The sequence below is a fragment of the Cognatishimia activa genome (genome assembly GCF_017798205.1).
GTDB lineage: Bacteria > Pseudomonadota > Alphaproteobacteria > Rhodobacterales > Rhodobacteraceae > Cognatishimia > Cognatishimia activa_A.
Window position 1 is genome coordinate 3,096,310 of sequence record NZ_CP060010.1, and the last position, 20,075, is coordinate 3,116,384.

The 20,075-nt window shown below is 57.9% G+C and carries 19 protein-coding genes and 1 tRNA gene; 13 read left to right on the top strand and 7 right to left on the bottom strand.

The genetic code is table 11. The features are described from left to right. The first annotated feature begins 12 nt into the window (after nt 1-12). Nucleotides 13-1,464, top strand: coding sequence for an ABC transporter permease (locus tag HZ995_RS15320; protein WP_209356519.1), 1,452 nt, complete (start codon nt 13-15; stop codon nt 1,462-1,464). Between the two features lie 94 nt (nt 1,465-1,558). After that, nucleotides 1,559-3,646 carry a dipeptide ABC transporter ATP-binding protein gene (locus HZ995_RS15325; RefSeq protein WP_209356520.1) on the top strand — a complete coding sequence of 696 codons (2,088 nt, stop codon included), beginning with the start codon at nt 1,559-1,561 and terminating at the stop codon, nt 3,644-3,646. Between the two features lie 68 nt (nt 3,647-3,714). Here the strand turns inward: HZ995_RS15325 and HZ995_RS15330 are convergent, their stop codons facing one another. Beyond that, a complete protein-coding gene (locus HZ995_RS15330; RefSeq protein ID WP_432417995.1) occupies nt 3,715-4,293 on the bottom strand; it encodes a lytic transglycosylase domain-containing protein in 579 nt (192 codons plus the stop codon). A 157-nt stretch (nt 4,294-4,450) separates the two neighbouring features. Between HZ995_RS15330 and HZ995_RS15335 the strand changes: the two genes are divergently transcribed. Next, complete coding sequence (locus HZ995_RS15335; protein WP_209356521.1) at nt 4,451-4,975, top strand: single-stranded DNA-binding protein; 525 nt, start codon at nt 4,451-4,453, stop codon at nt 4,973-4,975. A gap of 98 nt (nt 4,976-5,073) precedes the next feature. Further along, nucleotides 5,074-5,433 carry a hypothetical protein gene (locus HZ995_RS15340; RefSeq protein ID WP_209356522.1) on the top strand — a complete coding sequence of 120 codons (360 nt, stop codon included), beginning with the start codon at nt 5,074-5,076 and terminating at the stop codon, nt 5,431-5,433. Between the two features lie 36 nt (nt 5,434-5,469). Here the strand turns inward: HZ995_RS15340 and aroB are convergent, their stop codons facing one another. After that, nucleotides 5,470-6,576 (bottom strand): 3-dehydroquinate synthase, encoded by a 1,107-nt coding sequence (aroB, locus tag HZ995_RS15345; protein WP_209356523.1) that lies wholly within the window; start codon nt 6,574-6,576, stop codon nt 5,470-5,472. A gap of 3 nt (nt 6,577-6,579) precedes the next feature. Then, on the bottom strand, nt 6,580-7,116 hold the full coding sequence (locus tag HZ995_RS15350) for a shikimate kinase (protein ID WP_209356524.1): 537 nt from the start codon (nt 7,114-7,116) through the stop codon (nt 6,580-6,582). Nucleotides 7,117-7,255: 139 nt separating this feature from the next. Between HZ995_RS15350 and HZ995_RS15355 the strand changes: the two genes are divergently transcribed. The 3 genes from HZ995_RS15355 to HZ995_RS15365 are packed head-to-tail and all read left to right on the top strand — an operon-like array spanning nt 7,256 to nt 9,829. Next, nucleotides 7,256-7,405, top strand: a complete 150-nt coding sequence (locus tag HZ995_RS15355) for a hypothetical protein (RefSeq protein ID WP_209356525.1) — start codon at nt 7,256-7,258, stop codon at nt 7,403-7,405. Beyond that, nucleotides 7,395-8,909 (top strand): hypothetical protein, encoded by a 1,515-nt coding sequence (locus HZ995_RS15360; RefSeq protein WP_209356526.1) that lies wholly within the window; start codon nt 7,395-7,397, stop codon nt 8,907-8,909. Before HZ995_RS15355 ends, HZ995_RS15360 begins: the two co-directional genes overlap by 11 nt. Continuing rightward, nucleotides 8,906-9,829 carry a tyrosine recombinase gene (locus HZ995_RS15365; protein WP_209356527.1) on the top strand — a complete coding sequence of 308 codons (924 nt, stop codon included), beginning with the start codon at nt 8,906-8,908 and terminating at the stop codon, nt 9,827-9,829. Before HZ995_RS15360 ends, HZ995_RS15365 begins: the two co-directional genes overlap by 4 nt. On the opposite strand, the gene HZ995_RS15370 is transcribed toward HZ995_RS15365, so the two are convergent. Next, nucleotides 9,826-10,626 carry a metallophosphoesterase family protein gene (locus HZ995_RS15370; protein WP_209356528.1) on the bottom strand — a complete coding sequence of 267 codons (801 nt, stop codon included), beginning with the start codon at nt 10,624-10,626 and terminating at the stop codon, nt 9,826-9,828. The two genes, HZ995_RS15365 and HZ995_RS15370, sit on opposite strands and share 4 nt — an antisense overlap. A gap of 73 nt (nt 10,627-10,699) precedes the next feature. On the opposite strand from HZ995_RS15370, the gene HZ995_RS15375 reads away from it, so the two are divergent. The 3 genes from HZ995_RS15375 to HZ995_RS15385 all read left to right on the top strand — a co-directional run bounded on the left by HZ995_RS15375 (nt 10,700) and on the right by HZ995_RS15385 (nt 15,209). Next, nucleotides 10,700-12,010 carry an HlyC/CorC family transporter gene (locus tag HZ995_RS15375; protein ID WP_209356529.1) on the top strand — a complete coding sequence of 437 codons (1,311 nt, stop codon included), beginning with the start codon at nt 10,700-10,702 and terminating at the stop codon, nt 12,008-12,010. A 106-nt stretch (nt 12,011-12,116) separates the two neighbouring features. After that, the gene (locus HZ995_RS15380; protein WP_209356530.1) at nt 12,117-14,534 is read left to right on the top strand and encodes a GcvT family protein; all 2,418 of its coding nucleotides are present in this window, start codon (nt 12,117-12,119) and stop codon (nt 14,532-14,534) included. Nucleotides 14,535-14,618: 84 nt separating this feature from the next. Then, nucleotides 14,619-15,209, top strand: coding sequence for a nucleotidyltransferase family protein (locus tag HZ995_RS15385; protein ID WP_209356531.1), 591 nt, complete (start codon nt 14,619-14,621; stop codon nt 15,207-15,209). A gap of 4 nt (nt 15,210-15,213) precedes the next feature. On the opposite strand, the gene HZ995_RS15390 is transcribed toward HZ995_RS15385, so the two are convergent. Continuing rightward, nucleotides 15,214-15,450: a hypothetical protein gene (locus tag HZ995_RS15390; protein ID WP_209356532.1), complete on the bottom strand. Its 237-nt coding sequence runs from the start codon at nt 15,448-15,450 to the stop codon at nt 15,214-15,216. Between the two features lie 200 nt (nt 15,451-15,650). On the opposite strand from HZ995_RS15390, the gene HZ995_RS15395 reads away from it, so the two are divergent. Continuing rightward, complete coding sequence (locus HZ995_RS15395) at nt 15,651-18,251, top strand: Hint domain-containing protein (protein ID WP_209356533.1); 2,601 nt, start codon at nt 15,651-15,653, stop codon at nt 18,249-18,251. Nucleotides 18,252-18,309: 58 nt separating this feature from the next. Here HZ995_RS15395 and HZ995_RS15400 read toward each other — a convergent pair. Then, a tRNA-Leu gene (locus HZ995_RS15400) sits at nt 18,310-18,395 on the bottom strand. Nucleotides 18,396-18,521: 126 nt separating this feature from the next. Between HZ995_RS15400 and HZ995_RS15405 the strand changes: the two genes are divergently transcribed. Continuing rightward, nucleotides 18,522-19,100: a YqaA family protein gene (locus HZ995_RS15405; RefSeq protein WP_209356534.1), complete on the top strand. Its 579-nt coding sequence runs from the start codon at nt 18,522-18,524 to the stop codon at nt 19,098-19,100. Further along, the gene (locus HZ995_RS15410) at nt 19,100-19,561 is read left to right on the top strand and encodes a disulfide bond formation protein B (RefSeq protein WP_209356535.1); all 462 of its coding nucleotides are present in this window, start codon (nt 19,100-19,102) and stop codon (nt 19,559-19,561) included. The genes HZ995_RS15405 and HZ995_RS15410 overlap by 1 nt, the downstream gene beginning before the upstream one ends. Here HZ995_RS15410 and HZ995_RS15415 read toward each other — a convergent pair. Beyond that, the gene (locus HZ995_RS15415) at nt 19,558-19,980 is read right to left on the bottom strand and encodes an Lrp/AsnC family transcriptional regulator (RefSeq protein WP_209358292.1); all 423 of its coding nucleotides are present in this window, start codon (nt 19,978-19,980) and stop codon (nt 19,558-19,560) included. The two genes, HZ995_RS15410 and HZ995_RS15415, sit on opposite strands and share 4 nt — an antisense overlap. Between the last annotated feature and the right edge of the window lie 95 nt (nt 19,981-20,075).

Sequence of the window (20,075 nt, forward strand, 5' to 3'; positions counted from 1 at the left end):
GGAGGCCTGATTATGGAACCATTAACCTGGACAGGCCCTTTCGGAGCCTTCATTGATCCGATCTTCTCTGTGGTGCTGGTGATCTTTTTGATCCTCGTCGCCATTCAGGTGGTCGGCGCCTATGCCTTGCCTGCGGTCAACGACCGTATTCTCGCAGACGGCACCATCATTCGCGACCGCGGGCCAAACGCGATGATTGGCATGGCTGTGCGCTATGCATTGCTGGCCCTTCTCGCCCTGATCGTTGTCTATATCGTTGCTGGCATGTTCACCCCATTGGGCACTGTCGGCATCGTCGGCGCACTTGCAGCGCAGCTTTCGCCGGTCTGGATCTCGCTTTTGGCGACCTTCCTGATTTCGATCGTCTACAAGCGCAAGCTGGGCCTTTACGGCAAGCTTTTTGACAGCACCGTCGGCATGATCGGTTTTGGCATCGTGATGTTCTGGGTCTATACGGCGGTCTTTGCTGGCGTGTTTGACATGATCACCACGCATGACGAACTGGCTCAGGTCTCTGGCATGAAGAACAAGGGGCCTGGCACACCGTTGCGCGGTATCGAGGAAGGCGACTATCCTTACTACCTCTTGGGCGGTGACAACCTCGCGCGTGACGTCTTTAGCCGCGTGGTCGAAGGCAGCTGGATCGTGATCACCATCGCGCCGCCAGCGACGCTTTTCGCCTTCATGGTCGGCATCACGCTAGGTCTGCCAGCAGGTTACTTTGGCGGGCGTCTCGACACCTTCCTATCGTTCCTCGCGAACCTGGTTCTGGCCTTCCCTGTGATCCTGTTGTTCTACCTCTTGGTGACACCAGAGATCGTGGCGATCGGCGTCCCGAACTATTTGGCGGTGGTCCTGTTCATCTTCCCGATCATCTTTGTGGCGGTCTTGCTAAACTCACGGTTCTATACCCGTCCACGCCTGCGCACGCCGCTTTTGATCGCGGTTGTGGGCCTGATGTTCTGGTTCTACCTCTGCCTCGTTTCGGCCAAAGGGTCTGCCATTAATGTTCTACCGTCCACTTTGGACCTCTTTGACATCTCGTCAGGCTTCCTAGTGGTGTTTGTCTCGGTGGCTTTTGTGAACTCGATCACCGTGTTCCGGATCGTCCGTGGCCTCGCGCTGGACATCCAGACGCGCGACTATGTGGCGGCGGCGCAAACCCGGGGCGAAGGTCCGTGGTACATCATGCTGTGGGAGATCCTGCCCAACGCACGTGGCCCGCTGATCGTCGATTTCTGTCTGCGGATTGGGTACACGACCATCCTGCTTGGCACCTTGGGCTTCTTTGGCCTTGGCCTGCCACCAGAGAGCCCGGACTGGGGCACAACCATCAACGACGGCCGTAAACTGATGCAGCTTTATGTGCATCCGGTTCTGCCCCCTGCGTTCGCCCTGCTAACGCTGGTTCTGGGTCTGAACCTTCTGGCCGATGGTCTGCGCGAAGAGAGCCTCCGCGACTAAGCAATCATGGTTCGGGGGCCAGCCCCCGGACCCCCGAGATATTTAGAGCAAGAGAAAGCCCATGGGGCCTAATGCTCTAACCAGGGAGATAAAAATGAGTAAGATGGAAGACTATGACGGTCCAATTCTAGAAATCGACAAGCTCTCGATTTCTTTCTTCACCCGTCTGCGTGAAATTCCTGCGGTGATGGACTTTTCAGTGACCGTGCAACCGGGCGAAGCCGTTGGCCTTGTTGGAGAATCTGGCTGCGGTAAATCCACCGTGGCTTTGGGCGTCATGCAGGATTTGGGCAAGAACGGCCGCATCGTTGGCGGCTCGATCAAGTTCAAGGGCCGTGATTTGAGCGAGATGAGCGACGAAGAGCTGCGTGATGTGCGCGGCAATGAGATCGCGATGATCTATCAGGAACCGATGGCCTCGCTGAACCCGGCGATGAAGATCGGCAAGCAGCTGATGGAAGTGCCGATGATCCACGAGGGCGTGTCGGAGAAAGAAGCCTATGCGCGGGCGCTGGAAGTCGTCACAGATGTGCGCCTGCCAGACCCCGAGCGGATGCTGAATTCCTTCCCGCATCAGCTTTCCGGTGGTCAGCAGCAGCGGATCGTGATCGCGATGGCGCTGATGTCCAAACCGGCGCTACTCATATTGGACGAGCCTACCACAGCGCTCGACGTGACCGTTGAGGCCGCGGTTGTGGAGCTGGTCAAAGATCTGGGCAAGAAATACGGCACCTCGATGCTGTTTATTTCCCATAACCTTGGTCTGGTTCTGGAAACCTGCGACCGGCTTTGCGTGATGTATTCCGGTGAGGCGGTCGAGCGTGGCTCGATTGAAGACGTTTTTGACAAGATGCAGCACCCTTATACGCAGGCGCTGTTCCGCTCTATTCCACTGCCGGGTGCCGACAAGGAAAGCCGCCCGCTGGTGGCAATCCCAGGGAACTTCCCCCTGCCCCACGAACGGCCTCCGGGCTGTAACTTTGGCCCGCGCTGCAACTATTTTGAAGAAGGCCGCTGTGACGCGCAGGATATCTTAATGGAAGACGTGGAAGGCCATGATCGCCACTCCACACGTTGTCTGAAGTTCAAAGAGATCGACTGGGCCGCGCCGCCGGAAGTAGGTGAGCAGAAGGCCAAGGCAGAACCTGGCAATGTGGTTCTGAAGATGGACAACCTCAAGAAATACTATGAGGTCGCGGCATCTGCGCTCTTTGGCGGTGGCAACAAGAAGGTTGTGAAGGCCAACGAAACCCTCAGTTTTGAGGCGCGGGAATCTGAAACCCTCGCGATTGTGGGTGAATCCGGTTGCGGTAAGTCGACGTTCGCGAAGGTTCTGATGGGGCTTGAGACAGCCACGGACGGCCAGATCCTGCTTGATAACCGAAACATAGAAAGCACGGCGATTGAGGATCGGGACACCGGCACCGTTGCTGATGTTCAGATGGTCTTCCAAAACCCGTTTGATACGCTGAACCCTTCTATGTCGGTGGGGCGTCAGATCATCCGCGCGCTGGAAATCTTCAAAATCGGTGATTCCGAGGCCGAGCGTCGCGAACGCATGTTGGAACTGCTCGATCTGGTGAAGCTGCCGCGTGCATTTGCAGATCGGATGCCGCGCCAGCTCTCTGGCGGTCAGAAGCAACGTGTGGGCATTGCCCGCGCCTTCGCAGGTGGCGCTCGGATCGTTGTGGCGGATGAACCTGTCTCGGCACTTGATGTGTCGGTTCAGGCGGCTGTGACCGATCTTTTGATGGACATCCAGCGTGAAAACAAAACCACGCTTCTGTTCATCAGCCACGACCTCTCGATCGTACGGTACCTGTCTGATCGTGTGATGGTGATGTATCTCGGCCATGTGGTGGAATTGGGCACGACCGATCAGGTCTTTAACCCGCCCTATCACCCCTACACCGAGGCGCTGCTTTCAGCCGTTCCAATCGCCGACACCAGCGTCGAGAAAGAGCACATCGTGCTTGAAGGCGAGATCCCATCGGCCATGAACCCGCCCCCGGGTTGCCCATTCCAGACGCGGTGCCGTTGGAAATCTGAAGTTCCGGGAGGTCTGTGTGAGAAGGAAGTGCCGCCGGTGCAGACCATGGCAAATGGCCATCAGGTCAAGTGTCACCTTGCCGAGGATGTACTCGAGCGCATGAAGCCGGTGATTAAGATCGCAGCCGAATAGGGTTCGTCTTGCCAAACATACTCAAAACCGCCGCCTCTCCCGAGCGCGGCGGTTTTTGTTTGGGCACCTCAGCTGCCCCAGATCGCTTTCACGTAATCCTGCGTCTCTTTATAGGGCGGCACACCACGGTGCTTTTCAACCGCTTCAGGCCCTGCGTTATAGGCGGCCAAAGCCAGACGCCATGAATTGAACCGGCGGTATTGCTGATAGAGATACCGCGCGCCACCCTCTAAGTTCTCTTTCGGATCGAGCGCATCCACGCGCAAGAGTTTGGCCGTGTCAGGCATCAGTTGCGCCAGCCCCAAGGCCCCTTTGGGCGATACAGCGCCGGCGTTCCAATTGCTCTCCTGCTGCACAAGGCGCAGGAACAGATCAACGGGCACGTTGTGCGTAAGGGCGGCCTCACGCGCCATGTCCAGGTAGGGTCCGGTGTAGTTGCCACGATAGGGCTGCGCGCCCCATTTGCTGGGCGTGTAAATGGGCTGTGGCTGAAGACGCACCGAGTCGCGATATTGCTCTGATGCACGATTGTCCAACACCTTAAGCTGAGCTGCCGACAGACCATTCTTGGTTTTATGGCTACCTGCCAAAACAGGCCCAGCCATCACAGCCAAGCCCACAGAGCCCAAGAATATCGCGCGTCTCATCATCATCGACCTAACATAGCGCCTCTTAACCAAATTTGAATAAGATGCTCTGAAAATCCGAAAGACTTATCCACAGCGGTGCGTTTTTGCTGGCGTTCCGCGCGTGTGGATGGTGTAACCTATGCCAAACGAAAAAAGGGCTCAAAGGGGCGAACATATGGCCGGATCTCTGAACAAAGTAATGCTGATCGGTAATCTGGGCCGCGACCCAGAGGTGCGCAATTTCCAGAACGGTGGCAAGGTTTGTAACCTGCGCATTGCGACGTCCGAAACTTGGAAAGACCGCAACACAGGCGAGCGTCGTGAACGCACAGAATGGCACTCCGTCGCGATTTTCAACGAAGGTCTTGTACGTGTGGCCGAGCAATACCTCCGCAAAGGCTCCAAGGTCTATATCGAAGGCCAGCTGCAGACCCGCAAATGGCAGGACCAAAGCGGTCAGGATCGCTATTCCACCGAGGTCGTGCTGCAGGGCTTTGGCTCTACACTGACAATGCTCGACGGCCGTGGCGAAGGCGGCGGTGGCGGCGGCTTTGGCGGTGGCGGCCAGGGCGGCGGCTATGGCGGCGGAAGCGGCTATGACAGCGGTGGTGGTTATGACCAAGGCGGCGGAAGCTTTGGTGGCGGCGGTGGTGGCCAAAGCGCGCCAAGCCGTGATCTGGACGACGAGATCCCGTTCTAAACCCTTCAACTTTTGAGATTCTCAAAAGTTATGATACCACCAAGAGGTGTTCTGGGCCTCCCTGAATACAGGGGGGCTTTTCTTTTCGGGGTATCACAATGTTAAAACGCACACTCACAACCGCCGCGCTTCTTGTCGCGGCAAGCCAAGTCTCCGCACAAGGCACCGGATCTGAAGGCTATTTCCAGATCTACAACGACACCGCCAATAATATTCTGATCGGCTTTTACACCAACGACGGCTCTGGCTGGTCTACCAACTGGATTGACGGTTACGAGGTCGATCCGGGCGCCTCTATGCAAGCCGAGTTCTTTGCACCAGAAGGGCTCTGCGATCAGGTCTTTGCCGCTGGATGGCTGGCCGACAATGGGGACGAGATCATCGACGATCCGATTGCGATCGACATCTGTGCTGCGTCCAATGTCTATCTTGGCGACAACGAAATTTTCTACGACTAAGCTCTCGTGCGTTGCTTGAGCGATTGGTAATCGGCCCTAGCCTGCCAGGCCGTCCTTGATCACCGACACAACCGCATCGCGTGGCACATCTGCGGTGACAAAGGCCTGACCGATGCCGCGCGCGAGAATAAAGCGCAACTGTCCGTCGACGACCTTTTTGTCTTGCCCCATAAGGTCCACAAGATGCTCAGCCGAAGGCAGATCACCGGGAATATCCGTCAGGTCGGTTTTCATGCCCATCGCTTTAAGATGCGTCCTTACCCGGCTTGGATCTTCTTGCGAACACCGGCCAAGGCGCGAAGAGAGTTCAAACGCCAGGGCACAGCCGATGGCGACGCCTTCGCCATGCAAAAGACGATCCGAATAGCCGGTTGCAGCCTCAAGCGCGTGACAGAAGGTATGGCCAAGGTTCAAGAGCGCACGGTCGCCCTGCTCGGTCTCATCGCGCATGACGATCTCGGCTTTCATCTCGCAAGAGCGTTTGACCGCGTAAATCCGCGCCTCTTCGTCCCCTGCCGCCAGCTTCGGGCCATTCTCTTCGAGCCACTCAAAGAACGCGGCATCGCCCAGCAGTCCATATTTCACGACTTCGCCGTAGCCTGCCAGAAAGTCACGTGGTGTCAGCGCCTTAAGCACATCCACATCCGCCAGAACCAGCGATGGCTGGTGGAACGCACCGATCAGGTTCTTGCCCTGCGGAGCATTGATTCCGGTCTTGCCACCCACCGAACTGTCAACCTGCGCCAACAGAGAGGTCGGGATCTGAACAAACCCCACCCCGCGTCGTAAGGATGCGGCTGCAAAGCCAGTAAGGTCTCCGATCACGCCGCCGCCGAAGGCGATCACAAGATCTTTGCGCTCGACCTTTTGCGCCAAAAGCCATTCAACCGTGCGCTCAAAATGCGGCCAGCTTTTGGTGGCCTCGCCTGCGGGCAAAACCAAAGCCTCTGAGGCGATCCCCGCCGCGGCCAGACCTTCCTGCAAGGCGGGCAAATGCAAAGACGCGACATTTTCATCCGTCACGATCATCATACGCTTGCGGTCGCTGATCTGGCGGATCAAATCTCCGGACTGAGCCAGCAAACCAGGGCCGATCAGAATGTCGTACTCACGGCCTTCAAGGCCCACATGAACGGTTTGCATTGCCTAAACCTCTATTACGTCGGGGCGCGTGCGTAGAGCATCGATCACGCGGTCTGCCATCTCTTCGATGGTGAAATCCGGATCCGCTTTGACCGATAAATCCGCCAGAGCGTAGATCGGCACGCGTGTGTTGAATATCTCGGTCAGGGTCGCCAATGGATCGGCTGTGCGCAACAAGGGGCGCGTGTCCTTATGGCGGACGCGCTCCCACAAAAGGCTCAGATCCGCATCTAGCCAAATCGCCACACCCTTGTCGGAAATCATATCGCGATTACCGTCCGCAAGATAAGCGCCGCCGCCGGTCGACAGAATACCGATCTCATTTTCCAAAAGGCGCTCAATGACTTGCGTCTCTTTCTTACGGAAAAATGGCTCGCCATCGCGGGCAAAGATCTCGGCAATCGACATATTGGCAGCCGCTTCGATCTCGGCGTCGGAATCAAGAAACGGGACCCCAAGCTTGGCCGCGACAGCACGCCCCACGGCGGTCTTGCCAGCGCCCATCATGCCGACCATCACAACCGTTTTCCTGAGTTTCATGCCGCCCCTATTGCCCCGCTGGCGATTTTCACGCTGAAAACCGGCCAATTTTCGCCATTTCGCACTGAATGACGTGATATTCGCAAAAAGGCCAGATATATATTAGAAAAAAGCAGGCACTAAGAATGTGAGGGCGGTCATGGGTCGACTCATCAGAGCAATATTTTTCCTTGTGGTGTTCTTGGCAGTGGGCCTTGTGAGCTATGCCTATATCGGCCCGATCTTTGGCGCTGATTTCAGCGCACCGCAGGCGGAAATCAGACAGTCGGTCACGCTGGATGGGAATTAGACATCCTCTACTGGCATTGATCGCGGCGCTTGCCGCAGGATCCGCGACGGCGCAGGCGCCTTTGTCGGCGATTGATTGGCTTAGCCAGACCCCAACAGTTGCTCTGGACGTTGCGCCTTTTGTCGAAGAACCCCCAATAGATCAAGGCGTTACGACGCCCGAGGTCACGGTCTCGCCGCTTGGAAACGTGGGGCGCGACGCCGTTGGCCTGTTGCCCAGTTCCGTTACGGGTTTGCCGAGCGCCTTGTGGTCGGAAAGCCCCGCGCAGACCTTGGCGGACAGGATTACTGACCTGCGAGTCGAAGGCTCTCCGGCCATGCAGGCACTGCTCTATACGTTGCTTTTGGCCGAGGCGAACCCGCCGCAAGACGCTGGCCAAGCCGATGCGCTTTTGCTGGCGCGGGTCGACAAGCTGGTGGCACTGGGCGCGATTGAGCAAGCCAATGCGCTGCTGGAGCGCGCGGGCCCCAATACTGAAACCCTCTTTCAACGGTGGTTTGACGTAACACTCTTGCTGGGCGAGGAACAACGCGCCTGCGAGGCCCTGAACCCTGCCCCGCATCTATCGCCATCCTACGCCGCTCGGGTATTCTGCCTTGCGCGGGCGGGTGATTGGACGGCGGCGGCGCTGACTTTGGAAACGGCCAATCTGTTGGGGCTTTTGACGCTTGAGGAAGATGCGCTTTTGCTGCGGTTCCTTGACCCAGAGATCTCGGAAGGCGAACCGCTCTTGGTGACGCCAAACGATCCGACCCCGCTGACCTTCCGCCTTTATGAGGCCATCGGAGAGCCTCTGCCCACGACAAGCCTGCCCCGCCCCTTCGCCCATGCAGATCTGCGCAGCACATCGGGATGGAAAGCGCAGCTTGAGGCGGCGGAACGACTGGCTAGCGTCGGGGCTTTGCCCGAAAACCGACTACTCGGGATCTACACAGAGCGACAACCTGCGGCTTCGGGTATGATCTGGGATCGTGTGGATGCCCTGCAAGCCTTTGACGAAGCCGTCGAAGCGGGAGATAGGACAGCCGTAGAAGAAACGCTCGCAGCCGCCTGGAGCGCAGCTCAGCAGGCGCGCGTTGAGGTGCCATTTTCCCGCATTTACGGCCCGGTTCTGGCCGATCTGTCCCTGACAGGCGTTGCGCAAGTGCTGGCGCGCGAAGTTCAACTCTTGTCCCCCGCCTATGAGGTTGCCGCGCAATCAGGACCACGGGATTTTCTGGCAGGTCTTGCACGCGGGTCGCCGCCCAGACGCGGGCAAACGCCCGAGGAACAGGCCGTCGCAGAAGCCTTCAACGGCGCGGGTGTCCCCCAGTCTTTCAGCCACAAACTGGCACGTGGCCAGCTGGGCGAGGTGATTTTGGCCGCGATGGCGCTGTATGAACAGGGGCTGTCAGGTGATCTACGGGCCCTGACCGAGTCGCTGGCGACCTTCCGCGCCTTGGGGCTTGAGGACACAGCGCGACAAGCGGCCTTGCAAGTTCTTCTGTTGGATCGCCGCACATGAGCCTGCAGTGGATTTCGACTTTCCTTGAGGCGCAGGCCGCTGAATTGGGGGCCGCGACCAACACGCAATTGGCCTATGCCCGCGACCTGCGGGATTTCTCAGATTGGCTGAACGGCCATGGCACGGCGTTTGATGCAGTAAGCCGCGACGTGATTGAGGACTATCTGGTCTTTTGCGACGCGCAAGGATTGGCGAAATCCACACGCGCCCGGCGGCTGTCCGCTATCAAACAGCTTTTTCGGTTTGCCTTTGAAGAAGGCTGGATGGAGACAAACCCCGCGATTCAAATCCGCGGACCCGGACGGGACAAACGCCTGCCGAAAACTCTTGAGGTCATCGAGGTGGACCGCCTGATCGGAGCTGCTGAAGCTTCGGGCCGCAACCCGCTGGAAAACGCCAGAAATATCTGCTTAATGCAGTTGCTTTACGCGACCGGAATGCGGGTCAGCGAGCTTGTATCGCTGCCTGTCAGTGCTGCACGCGGAGACCCTCGGATGCTGCTCATTCTGGGCAAAGGCGGCAAGGAACGCATGGTGCCTCTTTCCGGTGATGCGCGCGCGGCTTTGGCGCATTGGCTGACGGAACGTGACGCGGATGAGGTGAAGAAACGAGAAAAGGGGTTGCCCGCGTCAAAGTTCCTTTTCCCAAGTCGAGGCAAGTTGGGTCATATCACCCGCCATCGGTTCTATGCCTTGATCAAGGAACTCGCCGTCGCTGGCGGCGTGAGCCCCGACAAGGTCACGCCCCATACGCTGCGCCACGCTTTCGCAACGCATCTTTTGGCCAATGGCGCCGATTTAAGGTCTATTCAGGTTCTGCTTGGCCACGCCGATGTGGCAACGACAGAAATCTACACCCATGTGTTAGATGAGAGGCTAAAAGAACTGGTGCTGGACCATCACCCTCTGGCGAAAGACTAGCGCCGTAGGGCTTCGGGCAAGACATCCTCGGATGGCCAGATGCCCGTTTGCAATGCGATGTCATAGCCCTGCACCAATCCGACCTCAGTCATGCGCGCTTTTGCTCCCTCGACGTCATAGCTCAGCTCGCAAATCTCGGCCTGCCCCTCTGACAGAACAGCATAGCGCACCTGTACCGCGCCATCATGCGGAGGCATCCCGATCACGCCTGCATTGACCCAGGTGACGCCAACCACGTCTTTGACAAAGGGAATACCGGAATGGCCCGCGATCACGACATCAACCTCTCCGACATGCGCCCGAAGGGCGTCGACTTCTTCGGTGAAAACCTCATCAGTCGACGCGGACCAGATGAAACGGGCGATGTCGGTCACGCCGCCATGGATAGCAGCGAACCTTTTGCCTGATTGCGAAAACAAAATAATATCAGGGCATTGCGCCATGAATCTGCGGTGTTCCAATGACACCTCAGCATTGGCATGCGCATACCAACCCGCGGACAAGAGATCACAGGTCGTCCCGCTCTCAAACCCGCAACCGCAATCCAAAGCCCCTGCAGCCAGTTGCTTTTCGCAATTGCCCGCCACAATCGGAATACCTGCGTCCATGATCAAATCAACCGTCGCAGCCGGATCTCCGCAATAGGCCACGAGATCGCCGGTGCAGACCATATGCTCCGCGTCAATGCCCCTGTGTGCGGCTTCGATCAACAATGCCTCGGTCGCCTGCAGGTTCGAATAGGGTCCGCCAAACAGCAGCATATCCCCATCAATTTCGCCCAGATCTTTGACGTTCATTTCCGAAGCTTTCCCTTGAACCAAGGCGCGCGCGTGCCCATAACACAGTGCAGATAAAGGGATAGCTTACACAATGGAAATCACAACTCCGGTACTGGATTCAGCCTTTTGGATCATGGCAGGCGGCATTGCGCTTTTGCTCATGATGTCGGCGTTTTTTTCCGGTAGCGAAACGGCGCTGACAGCGGCCTCGCGCGGCAAGCTGCGCACGCAGGCCGACAAAGGCTCACGCGGCGCAAAACGTGCGCTCAAGATCACCGAGGACAGCGAGCGTCTGATCGGCTCGGTACTGCTCGGCAATAACCTTGTGAACATCCTGGCAACGTCGCTTGCGACCAGCCTTCTGACACAGGCTTTTGGCGACAGCGGCGTCGCCTTGGCGACCCTCGTGATGACCCTTTTGGTTCTGATCTTTGCCGAAGTGCTGCCCAAGACCTACGCGATCACCGCGCCCGAAACGGCGGCATCGCGCGTCTCTGGAATCATTCAGATCGTTGTCGTGCTCTTTGCACCTGTTGTGTCCGCCGTCCGCCTCTTGGTGCGTGGCGTGTTGCGCATTTTTGGCGTGCGCACGGATCCCGACAGCCAGATCCTCGCCGTTCGCGAAGAAATCGCGGGCGCGCTGCAACTTGGTCATTCCGAAGGGATCGTGGAAAAAGAAGACCGCGACCGAATTCTCGGCGCGCTCGATCTGGGCGAACGCACGGTTGAGGAAATCATGCTGCACCGTTCGGGCATTGAGATGATCAATGCTGACGACGCGCCTGCTGAAATCCTAAGCCAATGTCTGGAAAGCAACCACACCCGCCTGCCCGTCTTTAAAGATGATCCGGAAAACATCGTCGGCGTTGTGCACGCCAAGGACCTGTTGCGCGCGATGCATGCCCATGTCGCAGACAGTGACGGCGCGCCGGATCTTTCCAAATTCAGCCTCTCGGACGTGGCCAAGACGCCCTATTTCGTCCCCGACACCACGTCGCTGGACGACCAGATGCGTCAATTCCTGAAACGCCGCAGCCACTTTGCGCTGGTGGTCGACGAATACGGCGCGCTGCGCGGATTGATCACGCTGGAAGACATCCTTGAGGAAATCGTGGGCGAGATCACCGACGAATTTGACCCTGCGGCCGAGCACCCGATCCGACAGTCCGAGGACGGCCAGTTCCTGATCGACGGGGCCATGACGATCCGAGACCTCAACCGCGCCAGCGACTGGAACTTGCCAGATGAAGAGGCCAACACCGTCGCAGGCCTCGTGATCCACGAAGCCCAGACGATCCCGGTTGTGGGTCAGGTCTTTGCCTTCCACGGGTTCCGGTTCGAGGTCATGGCGCGCAAGGACAACCGGATCACCCGGCTCAAGGTGCGGCCTTTGCAGAAGTAGCCCACCGGGCAAAATTGATTAGCGACACAATGTGTCGCTTTCGGCGCAGCACACTTCGAGCGAAATGGCGAGACCTCTATTGTCTACACAAAACTCGGAGGCCCATATGAAAACCACCACGCGTGTTTGTGTCATCGGCGGCGGCGTCGTTGGCTGTTCTGTGCTCTATCACCTGACCAAGCTGGGTTGGTCTGACGTGATGCTGCTCGAGCGTTCGGAACTGACCTCTGGGTCCACATGGCATGCGGCAGGCGGCTTTCATACGCTCAATGGCGACACCAATATGGCCGCGCTGCAGGGCTATACGATCAAGCTCTACAAAGAACTCGAAGAGATCACCGGCATGTCCTGCGGGTTGCACCATGTCGGCGGTGTGACGCTGGCCGACAACCAAGACCGCTTTGACATGCTGGTCGCAGAACGTGCGAAACACCGGTTTATGGGGCTTGAGACCGAAATCGTTGGCCCCGAAGAGATCAAAAAGATCGCGCCTGTCACCAACACAGACGGCATCATCGGCGCGCTGTATGACCCGCTTGATGGCCACCTTGATCCCTCGGGCACCACCCACGCCTATGCCAAAGCGGCCCGCATGGGCGGCGCGACGATTGAGATCCACACAAAGGTTCTGGAAACCAACCAACGCGCAGATGGCACTTGGGATGTCGTGACCAACAAGGGCACCATCCACGCCGAACATATCGTCAACGCAGGCGGCCTCTGGGCGCGCGAGGTCGGCGCGATGGCCGGGATCTACTTCCCGCTGCACCCGATGGAGCACCAATATATCGTCACCGACGATGTTCCCATGATCCAAGAGATGATGGCCAATGGCATCGAGCACCCCCATGTGATGGACCCCGCTGGCGAAAGCTATTTGCGTCAGGAAGGCCAAGGTCTCTGCATCGGCTTTTATGAACAACCCTGCCGCCCTTGGGCAGTGGATGGCACGCCTTGGGATTTCGGGCATGAATTGTTGCCCGATGATTTCGACAAGATCGAAGACAGCATCGAGTTCGCCTACAAACGCTTCCCCGCATTGGCTGAAAGCGGCGTCAAATCTGTGATCCATGGGCCGTTCACCTTTGCGCCAGACGGCAACCCTCTGGTCGGCCCTGTGCCGGGCGTCAGGAACTACTGGTCCGCCTGTGCGGTCATGGCAGGCTTCTCGCAAGGCGGCGGCGTCGGGCTCATGCTCGCGCAATGGATGGTTGAGGGCGAATGCGAACGCGACACCTCGGCGATGGATTGCGCACGCTACGGCGACTGGATCACACCGGGCTACACGCGGCCGAAAGTCATCGAGAACTACCAGAAACGCTTCTCGGTCGCCTACCCGAACGAAGAACTCCCCGCCGCACGCCCGTTCCGCACAACGCCTATGTATGACATCTTCACGGAGATGGGCGCGGTCTGGGGCCACCAATACGGCCTCGAGGTCGTGAACTACTTCGCCGAAGGCGATGAACCGCGCTTTGAAACCCCGTCATTCCGCCGCTCCAACGCCTTTGACGCCACCGCACGTGAGGTGAAGGCCGTCCGCGAAGCCGTTGGAATCAATGAGGTTCACAACTTTGGCAAATATATCGTCAATGGCCAAGGCGCGCGCGCCTGGCTTGACCGCATCATGGCAGGCCGCGTGCCACAACCCGGGCGCCTCAGCCTGACACCGATGCTCTCTCCCAAGGGCCGCCTCATCGGAGATTTCACGATCTCTTGCCTCACAGAAACAGAATTCCAATTGACCGCCAGCTACGGCAGCCAAGCCTACCACATGCGATGGTTCCTGCAGAACCTGGATGAGGGCGTCACAATTGACAACGTCTCAGACACCCGCAATGGTTTCCAAATCGCGGGCCCCAAGGCGCGCGATGTCCTTCAAGCCTGCACCCGCCAAGACATCAGTGACATGCGCTTCATGGACATCCGCCGCGTCACCGTCGGCATGGTAGACTGCCTCATTCAACGGGTCAGCTATACCGGAGACCTCGGCTACGAGATCTACTGCGACCTCCCCTCCCAACGCGCGCTCTGGGATGTGCTCTGGACCGCGGGCCAACCTCACGGGATGAAGCCCTTCGGCATGCGCGCCATGATGTCACTGCGTCTGGACAAATCCTTCGGCTCGTGGCTCAGCGAGTTTTCCCCCGACTACACCGCCGCCGAAACCGGCCTCGACCGCTTCATCTCGTTCAAAAAGAACGTCGAATTCATCGGTCGTGCCGCAGCTGAAGAGCACAAAACACAAGGCCCAACTCGCAAACTCTGCACCTTCGAAGTCGACGCTGACGACGCCGACGTCAACGCCTATGAACCCATCTGGGTCGGTGACGAGGTCGTCGGTTTCTGCACCTCCGGTGGCTACTCGCACTATGCGGGCAAATCCATCGCCATCGGCTTCCTGCCAGTCGACATGATCGACCCAAGCATCAATGCGGAAATCGAGATCCTCGGATCCCGCCGCAAAGCCACGCTTTTGACCGACGTACTCTTTGACGCAGACGGCGCGCGTATGCGGGGCTAGCCAAACGGGCTTTCTCTTGCCAAAAATATCCCCGCCGGAGGCTCCCACCCACGCCTCCGGCGGTTTCGTTTCTAAAGGCACCCTATGCTCGCAATCCTTATTCTTGCTGCCGGTCAATCCTCGCGCATGCGTGGAGCCGACAAGTTGTTGGAAGAGGTTGATGGCCAGCCCCTCTTGCAAAAGATCACATCCCACGCGCTAGATACTTGCGCGCACGTCTATGTGGCTTTGCAACGCGCGGACGGTCGCCGCGCTGCTGTGCTCCCTCATGGGGTGCAGGTCATAGCTGTACCGCAGGCAAGTGAAGGTATGGGCGTTACGATCGCCACGTCGATTGTGCAATTGCCAGAAGCAGCTTCAGCCTTGATGATCGTTCCGGCGGACATGCCAGAGCTCAGCGCAGAGGATCTCGTCGCGATGAAATCCGCCCATGAGGCCGCTCCAGATCAAATTCTGCACGCCATGTCGGGGGATACTCCTGGCCATCCGGTTGTCTTTCCACGCCGATGTTTTGACGCGCTGAAAACCCTGTCAACAGACCAAGGCGCGCGCGAGGTTATCAAATCTGAAAGCAACAATTTGGGTCGTGTCGCACTTCCGATAGGCCATGCAATCACGGATCTGGACACACCAGAAGACTGGGCCGCCTGGCGGGCCCGGCAAAACCAAAATTAAGGGATTAGATCGTCTTTATTCGGCGCACCTGTGCAAAGACTGAAGGGCGCACGACATGGGCGGCCGCCTGCGACGGGCGGTCGATCATTGGTGACTGAATCTGAATATCTTCGCAGATATCCGTAAAAATATTGTCCGCCAGAGACTCATAAGCCACGGCGGGCTTTGGCCTCTGATTAATCACTCGGATTCTCATAATAGAGCCTTGTTCTGCAGTGCTCGGCATCCGCTTCTGCAGCATGCACGAGCTCGGTTCTACTGATTGAACTGGGCGCAAATTGGGCCAAATCGCGAAGAATTAAGGCAAAATCCCACGCATCCAGCCCAAGAAATCTCTGCACAATCACCGAATTTCTTTCACAGTCCTGCCCCATTTCCGCATCAAAAAGGCCTGTAAATAAGTGCGCCCAAAGCGCCGAAGAGATTTGAGGACGAGACACTATGCCCGTCGTAAATACATTGGATTGGTCCACCGCCAGCGCCAATGGCTCCTATCAAATAGGCGCTGCTGGCGAAGAGATTGGCGTGACGATAGCGACGACCACGAACATCAATGGCCGCACCGCAGCCGTAGATACGCGCGGCACACCATCTGAAGAAGGCCTCTGGGTCTCTGGCCTCAGTGAACCTGTTACCACAGAACTGACATTCGACAGCCCGACAGCGAATGTGTCCTTTGAACTCTTCGATGTAGATCAGGGCGCAAGCTGGGACGATATGGTCACGGTCATCGCCTATGACATCGACGGCAATCCGGTCGAAGTTCAATTTTCTGATCTCGATGGGCTTCATACAGTCACGGGCTCTGTGGTGGACGCAGACGGCGCCGCGAGCGCTGGCGTAGAAACCACTGGAGCCGATGATTCAGTCACAGTTACAATTCCAGGACCTGTGTCTCGCATCGAAGTGATTTTCGACAATGGCGAGTCCAGCACTACCACCGGCTCCATCGGCCTCAGCGACATCACATTCTCTCCTGCCCCTGACGGCATCGTCGAGGGCGATGACACCGCCAATGTGATCGACACGGCCTATCTGCTCGATCCCGAAGGCGACATGGTCACGGATTCCGACACGGTGATTCACGCAGGCGGCGGTGATGATTCCGTGGAGTCCGGCGAAGGCAATGACACGATCCTAGGTGGCGCAGGCAATGACACGATCAAAGGCGATGCGGGCAACGACAGCATCGACGGCGGCACCGGAAGTGACAGCATCGAAGCGGGATTCGGAGACGACACCATAATCGGTGGTGAAGGTGACGACACCGCCAACGGCCATTATGGCGACGATATTCTGGACGGCGGTCTAGGGAATGACTCGATCCGCGGGTCCTGGGGCAATGACACGCTCTATTCCGGCGGCACAGGCGAAGGCGATGATTTCATCTGGGGCGGCTGGGGTGATGACCGCATCATCATGGAAGAAGGGTTCGGCAACGACACCATCCTTGGCGACACCGAGGACGAAGTCTATGGCGATACGCTGGACTTGACCGGAGTCACCAGCGACCTGACCGTCGATATGACCAGCAGCGCTGCAGGCACGGGCACTGTCAGCGACGGAACCAGCACAGCGAACTACACCGATATCGAGCATATCGAGCTGGGCGCAGGCACGGATACGATTGTGCTGGCCGATGGCTCTGGCAGCGACCGTGTCACAGGCTTCACCACCCCGACCGACAATGGTGACGGAACCTATACATCCGGCGATATGCTTGACGTCAGCGCTCTGACCAACGACGGCGGCAGCACCCCTGTGACCTATGAGGATGTCACCGTCACAACCGACGGCGACGGCAACGCAGTCCTGACCTTCCCCGGCGGCGAAAACCTGACTTTGGTTGGCGTTTCAGCCGCAGATGTCTCGTCCAACGAGGCGCTTATGGCCATGGGCTTTCCTGCCCCTCCGGATGGGATCGTCAGCGGTACAGGCGGAGACGACCTGATCAACTATGCCTTCGTGGACGCCGATGGTGACGCGATCGACGCCAACGACGCGCGTTTGCCCGGGTTCACGGGCGATGACGACTATATTCAAGCGGGCGCTGGTGATGACACCGTGGACGCAGGGGCAGGCAATGACTCGGTCGAAGGCGGCATTGGTGCAGATGGTCTGTATGGCGATGCTGGCAATGATCACCTGTTGGGTGAAGACGGTGACGACACTCTGGTCGGCGGCACGGGCAATGACACGCTCGATGGCGGCATCGGCGCGGATTTCATCGATGGCGGCGCGGATCGCGATCTCTTTGTGAATGTGAATTCAGGCGATGAAATCGTGGGCGGTGAGACTGGCGACGACTATGATACGCTCGACCTCACCGGCGCTGGCCCTCTGTCGATCGCCTATAGCCCCGGCACAACCGAAGACGGTGTCGTGACATTCCTTGACGCCCACGGCAACCCAACCGGAACGCTGGAATTCAGCGGTATTGAACACATCGTGCCTTGCTTCACCCCGGGCACGATGATCGCAACAGTCAATGGACTGCGCCCTGTCGAACACCTCGACGTCGGCGACCAGGTCTTTACCCGCGATCACGGCGTGCAAGAGATCCGCTGGATCGGCCACAAAAACGTCAGCGCCAAAACCCTGACTGAGGCAAGCTTCCTCGCCCCAATCCGCATCAAAAAGGGTGCTCTCGGCAATGATTTGCCAGAGCGCGATATGCTGCTGAGCCCCAACCACCGCGTCATGGTCAGCGCGCCAGACCTTGAGATGATGTTTGGCCAATCCGAAGTCCTTGTGGCCGCGAAACACCTCACCCGCATGAAAGGTATCCGCCGCGTCAGAGCCAATGAGGTAACCTATATCCACCTGATGTTTGATCGCCACGAGATCATTTGGTCTGACGGCATCTGGTCCGAAAGCTTCCAGCCCGGCTCTATGGCCTTGGCAGGACTTGAGACCGCGCAACGTGATGAGATCTTTGCGCTTTTCCCAGAGCTCGCGACCCAGAAATCCCCAGCCTACCGCGCCGCGCGTCGTATATTGCGCAAACATGAGGCGGCTTTGCTGCCGCGGGGTCAGGGATAAAAAACAGATCATCAGGACGCCGGATCTGGCGTTCTGAAAATCTAACTTTGCGGAAAATTGGTACCCAAGGCCGGACTCGAACCGGCACGCCCGCAAAGGCGGGGGATTTTGAATCCCCTGCGTCTACCATTCCGCCACTTGGGCACGCTTGACGGGTCTAGCGAAGCCCCGCGCCAAGGTCCAGAGCGAAAACGCACGAAGTCCGCGCAAATTTTACTTGAACTTAGCCGTCAAAGGTCGCAGGCAAGGTCAGGGTAATCAGGAGCAGTCATGCTGAAGCCTTTGTACGATTGGACCATGCGGTTGGCCGAACATCCGCGGGCGCTTTGGGTTCTGGCGATCATCAGTTTCGTCGAAAGTTCGGTTTTTCCGATTCCACCGGATGTCTTGATGATTCCGCTGATCTTGGCCACGCCGCATCGCGCGTGGTTGATCGCACTGGTGGCGACAGTCTCCTCGGTCCTGGGCGGGCTTTTGGGCTACGGCATCGGCTTCTTTGCCTTTGAGCAGATCGGGCAGCCGATCCTTGAGGCGCTTGGCAAGCTGGACCGCATCGAGGAATTCAACGCAACCTTCAATGACGCAGGATTCTGGGCCGTTCTGGGCGCGGGCATCACGCCGTTTCCGTACAAAGTCATCACGATCATGTCGGGCTGGACCGGCATGCCGATCATGACCTTCCTTGTGACCTCAATCGTCGCACGCGGGCTACGGTTCTTTATTGTCGCTGCTTTGCTGTGGAAATTCGGCGCGCCAGTGCGCGACTTTATCGAGCGTCGCTTAGGCCTTGTATTCACAGTGTTTTTCGTGCTTTTGATCGGCGGATTCTTGGCCCTGAGGTTCCTGTAATGCCAAACTCGAAAACGATGACACTGCTGTTGGCTTTGGCCTCTGCAGCCATGCTGATCAGCGCCTGGACTTTTCAGTATTTCGGCTATCCGCCCTGTAAGATGTGCTATTGGCAACGCTACCCGCATATGGCCGCCGTGGCGATTGGGGCGCTCGCCTATGCGCTTGGTCAGCGCTGGCTCGCTTGGCTAGGAACCGTCGCGATGCTGGTCACCTCGGGGATTGGCGTCTATCACTCAGGCGTTGAACGCAAGCTTTGGGAAGGCCCCAGCAGCTGTACCTCCTCAGGGTTTGGCGGCCTGTCGTCTGAGGAACTGTTCGACCAGATTATGAACGCGCCTCTGGTGCGCTGCGACGATATCCCTTGGCAGATGTTTGGGTTCACCATGGCGAATTTGAACGCAATCTTTTCCCTGATCTTCGCGGTCTTGTGGATCCGAGTTGCGCTCAGCCGCGATTAAGTCTGCTTGCGCGTGTTGAGCAAAAGGTTCGTCTCGCTGGTCGCGACGCCTTCAAACCGTCGAATGTGAATGAGGATGCGGTCGAGCTCTTCAAGCGTGTCCGTGCCCAGTTCCACGATCAGATCCCAACGCCCATTGGTGGTGTGAATATTGCGCACGGCAGGAATGCCCCCCAATTGGCGCACGATGCGGTCAATGCCCCTGCCCTCGATACCGATCATCATCAACGCGCGGACCGGATCACGCTGCGCTTCCTTAAGGACCACCGTAAAACCGACAATATCGCCCCGCTGTTGCAGGCGTTCTATCCGCTGCCGCACGGTCGTGCGCGTCACACCAAGCGTGATCGCAAGATCTGACAAAGAAGCGCGCGCGTTATGGCGCAACTCTGAGATGAGGCTTTGATCGAGGCTGTCCATTTCGACACTCATTGGTTTCGTTTTGGGTATTTTACTTTCTTTTTGATCATTTTACCATCTCAATCTCTGCACGTTTCGGGTCGATACTCTGGGAA

What these genes read in the sequence shown, in the direction of transcription:
- HZ995_RS15320 (WP_209356519.1), top strand. Translation starts at nt 13, where the DNA reads ATGGAACCATTAACCTGGACAGGCCCTTTCGGAGCCTTCATTGATCCG.
- HZ995_RS15325 (WP_209356520.1), top strand. Translation starts at nt 1,559, where the DNA reads ATGAGTAAGATGGAAGACTATGACGGTCCAATTCTAGAAATCGACAAG.
- HZ995_RS15330 (WP_432417995.1), bottom strand. Translation starts at nt 4,293, where the DNA reads ATGAGACGCGCGATATTCTTGGGCTCTGTGGGCTTGGCTGTGATGGCT.
- HZ995_RS15335 (WP_209356521.1), top strand. Translation starts at nt 4,451, where the DNA reads ATGGCCGGATCTCTGAACAAAGTAATGCTGATCGGTAATCTGGGCCGC.
- HZ995_RS15340 (WP_209356522.1), top strand. Translation starts at nt 5,074, where the DNA reads ATGTTAAAACGCACACTCACAACCGCCGCGCTTCTTGTCGCGGCAAGC.
- aroB (WP_209356523.1), bottom strand. Translation starts at nt 6,576, where the DNA reads ATGCAAACCGTTCATGTGGGCCTTGAAGGCCGTGAGTACGACATTCTG.
- HZ995_RS15350 (WP_209356524.1), bottom strand. Translation starts at nt 7,116, where the DNA reads ATGAAACTCAGGAAAACGGTTGTGATGGTCGGCATGATGGGCGCTGGC.
- HZ995_RS15355 (WP_209356525.1), top strand. Translation starts at nt 7,256, where the DNA reads ATGGGTCGACTCATCAGAGCAATATTTTTCCTTGTGGTGTTCTTGGCA.
- HZ995_RS15360 (WP_209356526.1), top strand. Translation starts at nt 7,395, where the DNA reads ATGGGAATTAGACATCCTCTACTGGCATTGATCGCGGCGCTTGCCGCA.
- HZ995_RS15365 (WP_209356527.1), top strand. Translation starts at nt 8,906, where the DNA reads ATGAGCCTGCAGTGGATTTCGACTTTCCTTGAGGCGCAGGCCGCTGAA.
- HZ995_RS15370 (WP_209356528.1), bottom strand. Translation starts at nt 10,626, where the DNA reads ATGAACGTCAAAGATCTGGGCGAAATTGATGGGGATATGCTGCTGTTT.
- HZ995_RS15375 (WP_209356529.1), top strand. Translation starts at nt 10,700, where the DNA reads ATGGAAATCACAACTCCGGTACTGGATTCAGCCTTTTGGATCATGGCA.
- HZ995_RS15380 (WP_209356530.1), top strand. Translation starts at nt 12,117, where the DNA reads ATGAAAACCACCACGCGTGTTTGTGTCATCGGCGGCGGCGTCGTTGGC.
- HZ995_RS15385 (WP_209356531.1), top strand. Translation starts at nt 14,619, where the DNA reads ATGCTCGCAATCCTTATTCTTGCTGCCGGTCAATCCTCGCGCATGCGT.
- HZ995_RS15390 (WP_209356532.1), bottom strand. Translation starts at nt 15,450, where the DNA reads ATGCTGCAGAAGCGGATGCCGAGCACTGCAGAACAAGGCTCTATTATG.
- HZ995_RS15395 (WP_209356533.1), top strand. Translation starts at nt 15,651, where the DNA reads ATGCCCGTCGTAAATACATTGGATTGGTCCACCGCCAGCGCCAATGGC.
- HZ995_RS15405 (WP_209356534.1), top strand. Translation starts at nt 18,522, where the DNA reads ATGCTGAAGCCTTTGTACGATTGGACCATGCGGTTGGCCGAACATCCG.
- HZ995_RS15410 (WP_209356535.1), top strand. Translation starts at nt 19,100, where the DNA reads ATGCCAAACTCGAAAACGATGACACTGCTGTTGGCTTTGGCCTCTGCA.
- HZ995_RS15415 (WP_209358292.1), bottom strand. Translation starts at nt 19,980, where the DNA reads ATGGACAGCCTCGATCAAAGCCTCATCTCAGAGTTGCGCCATAACGCG.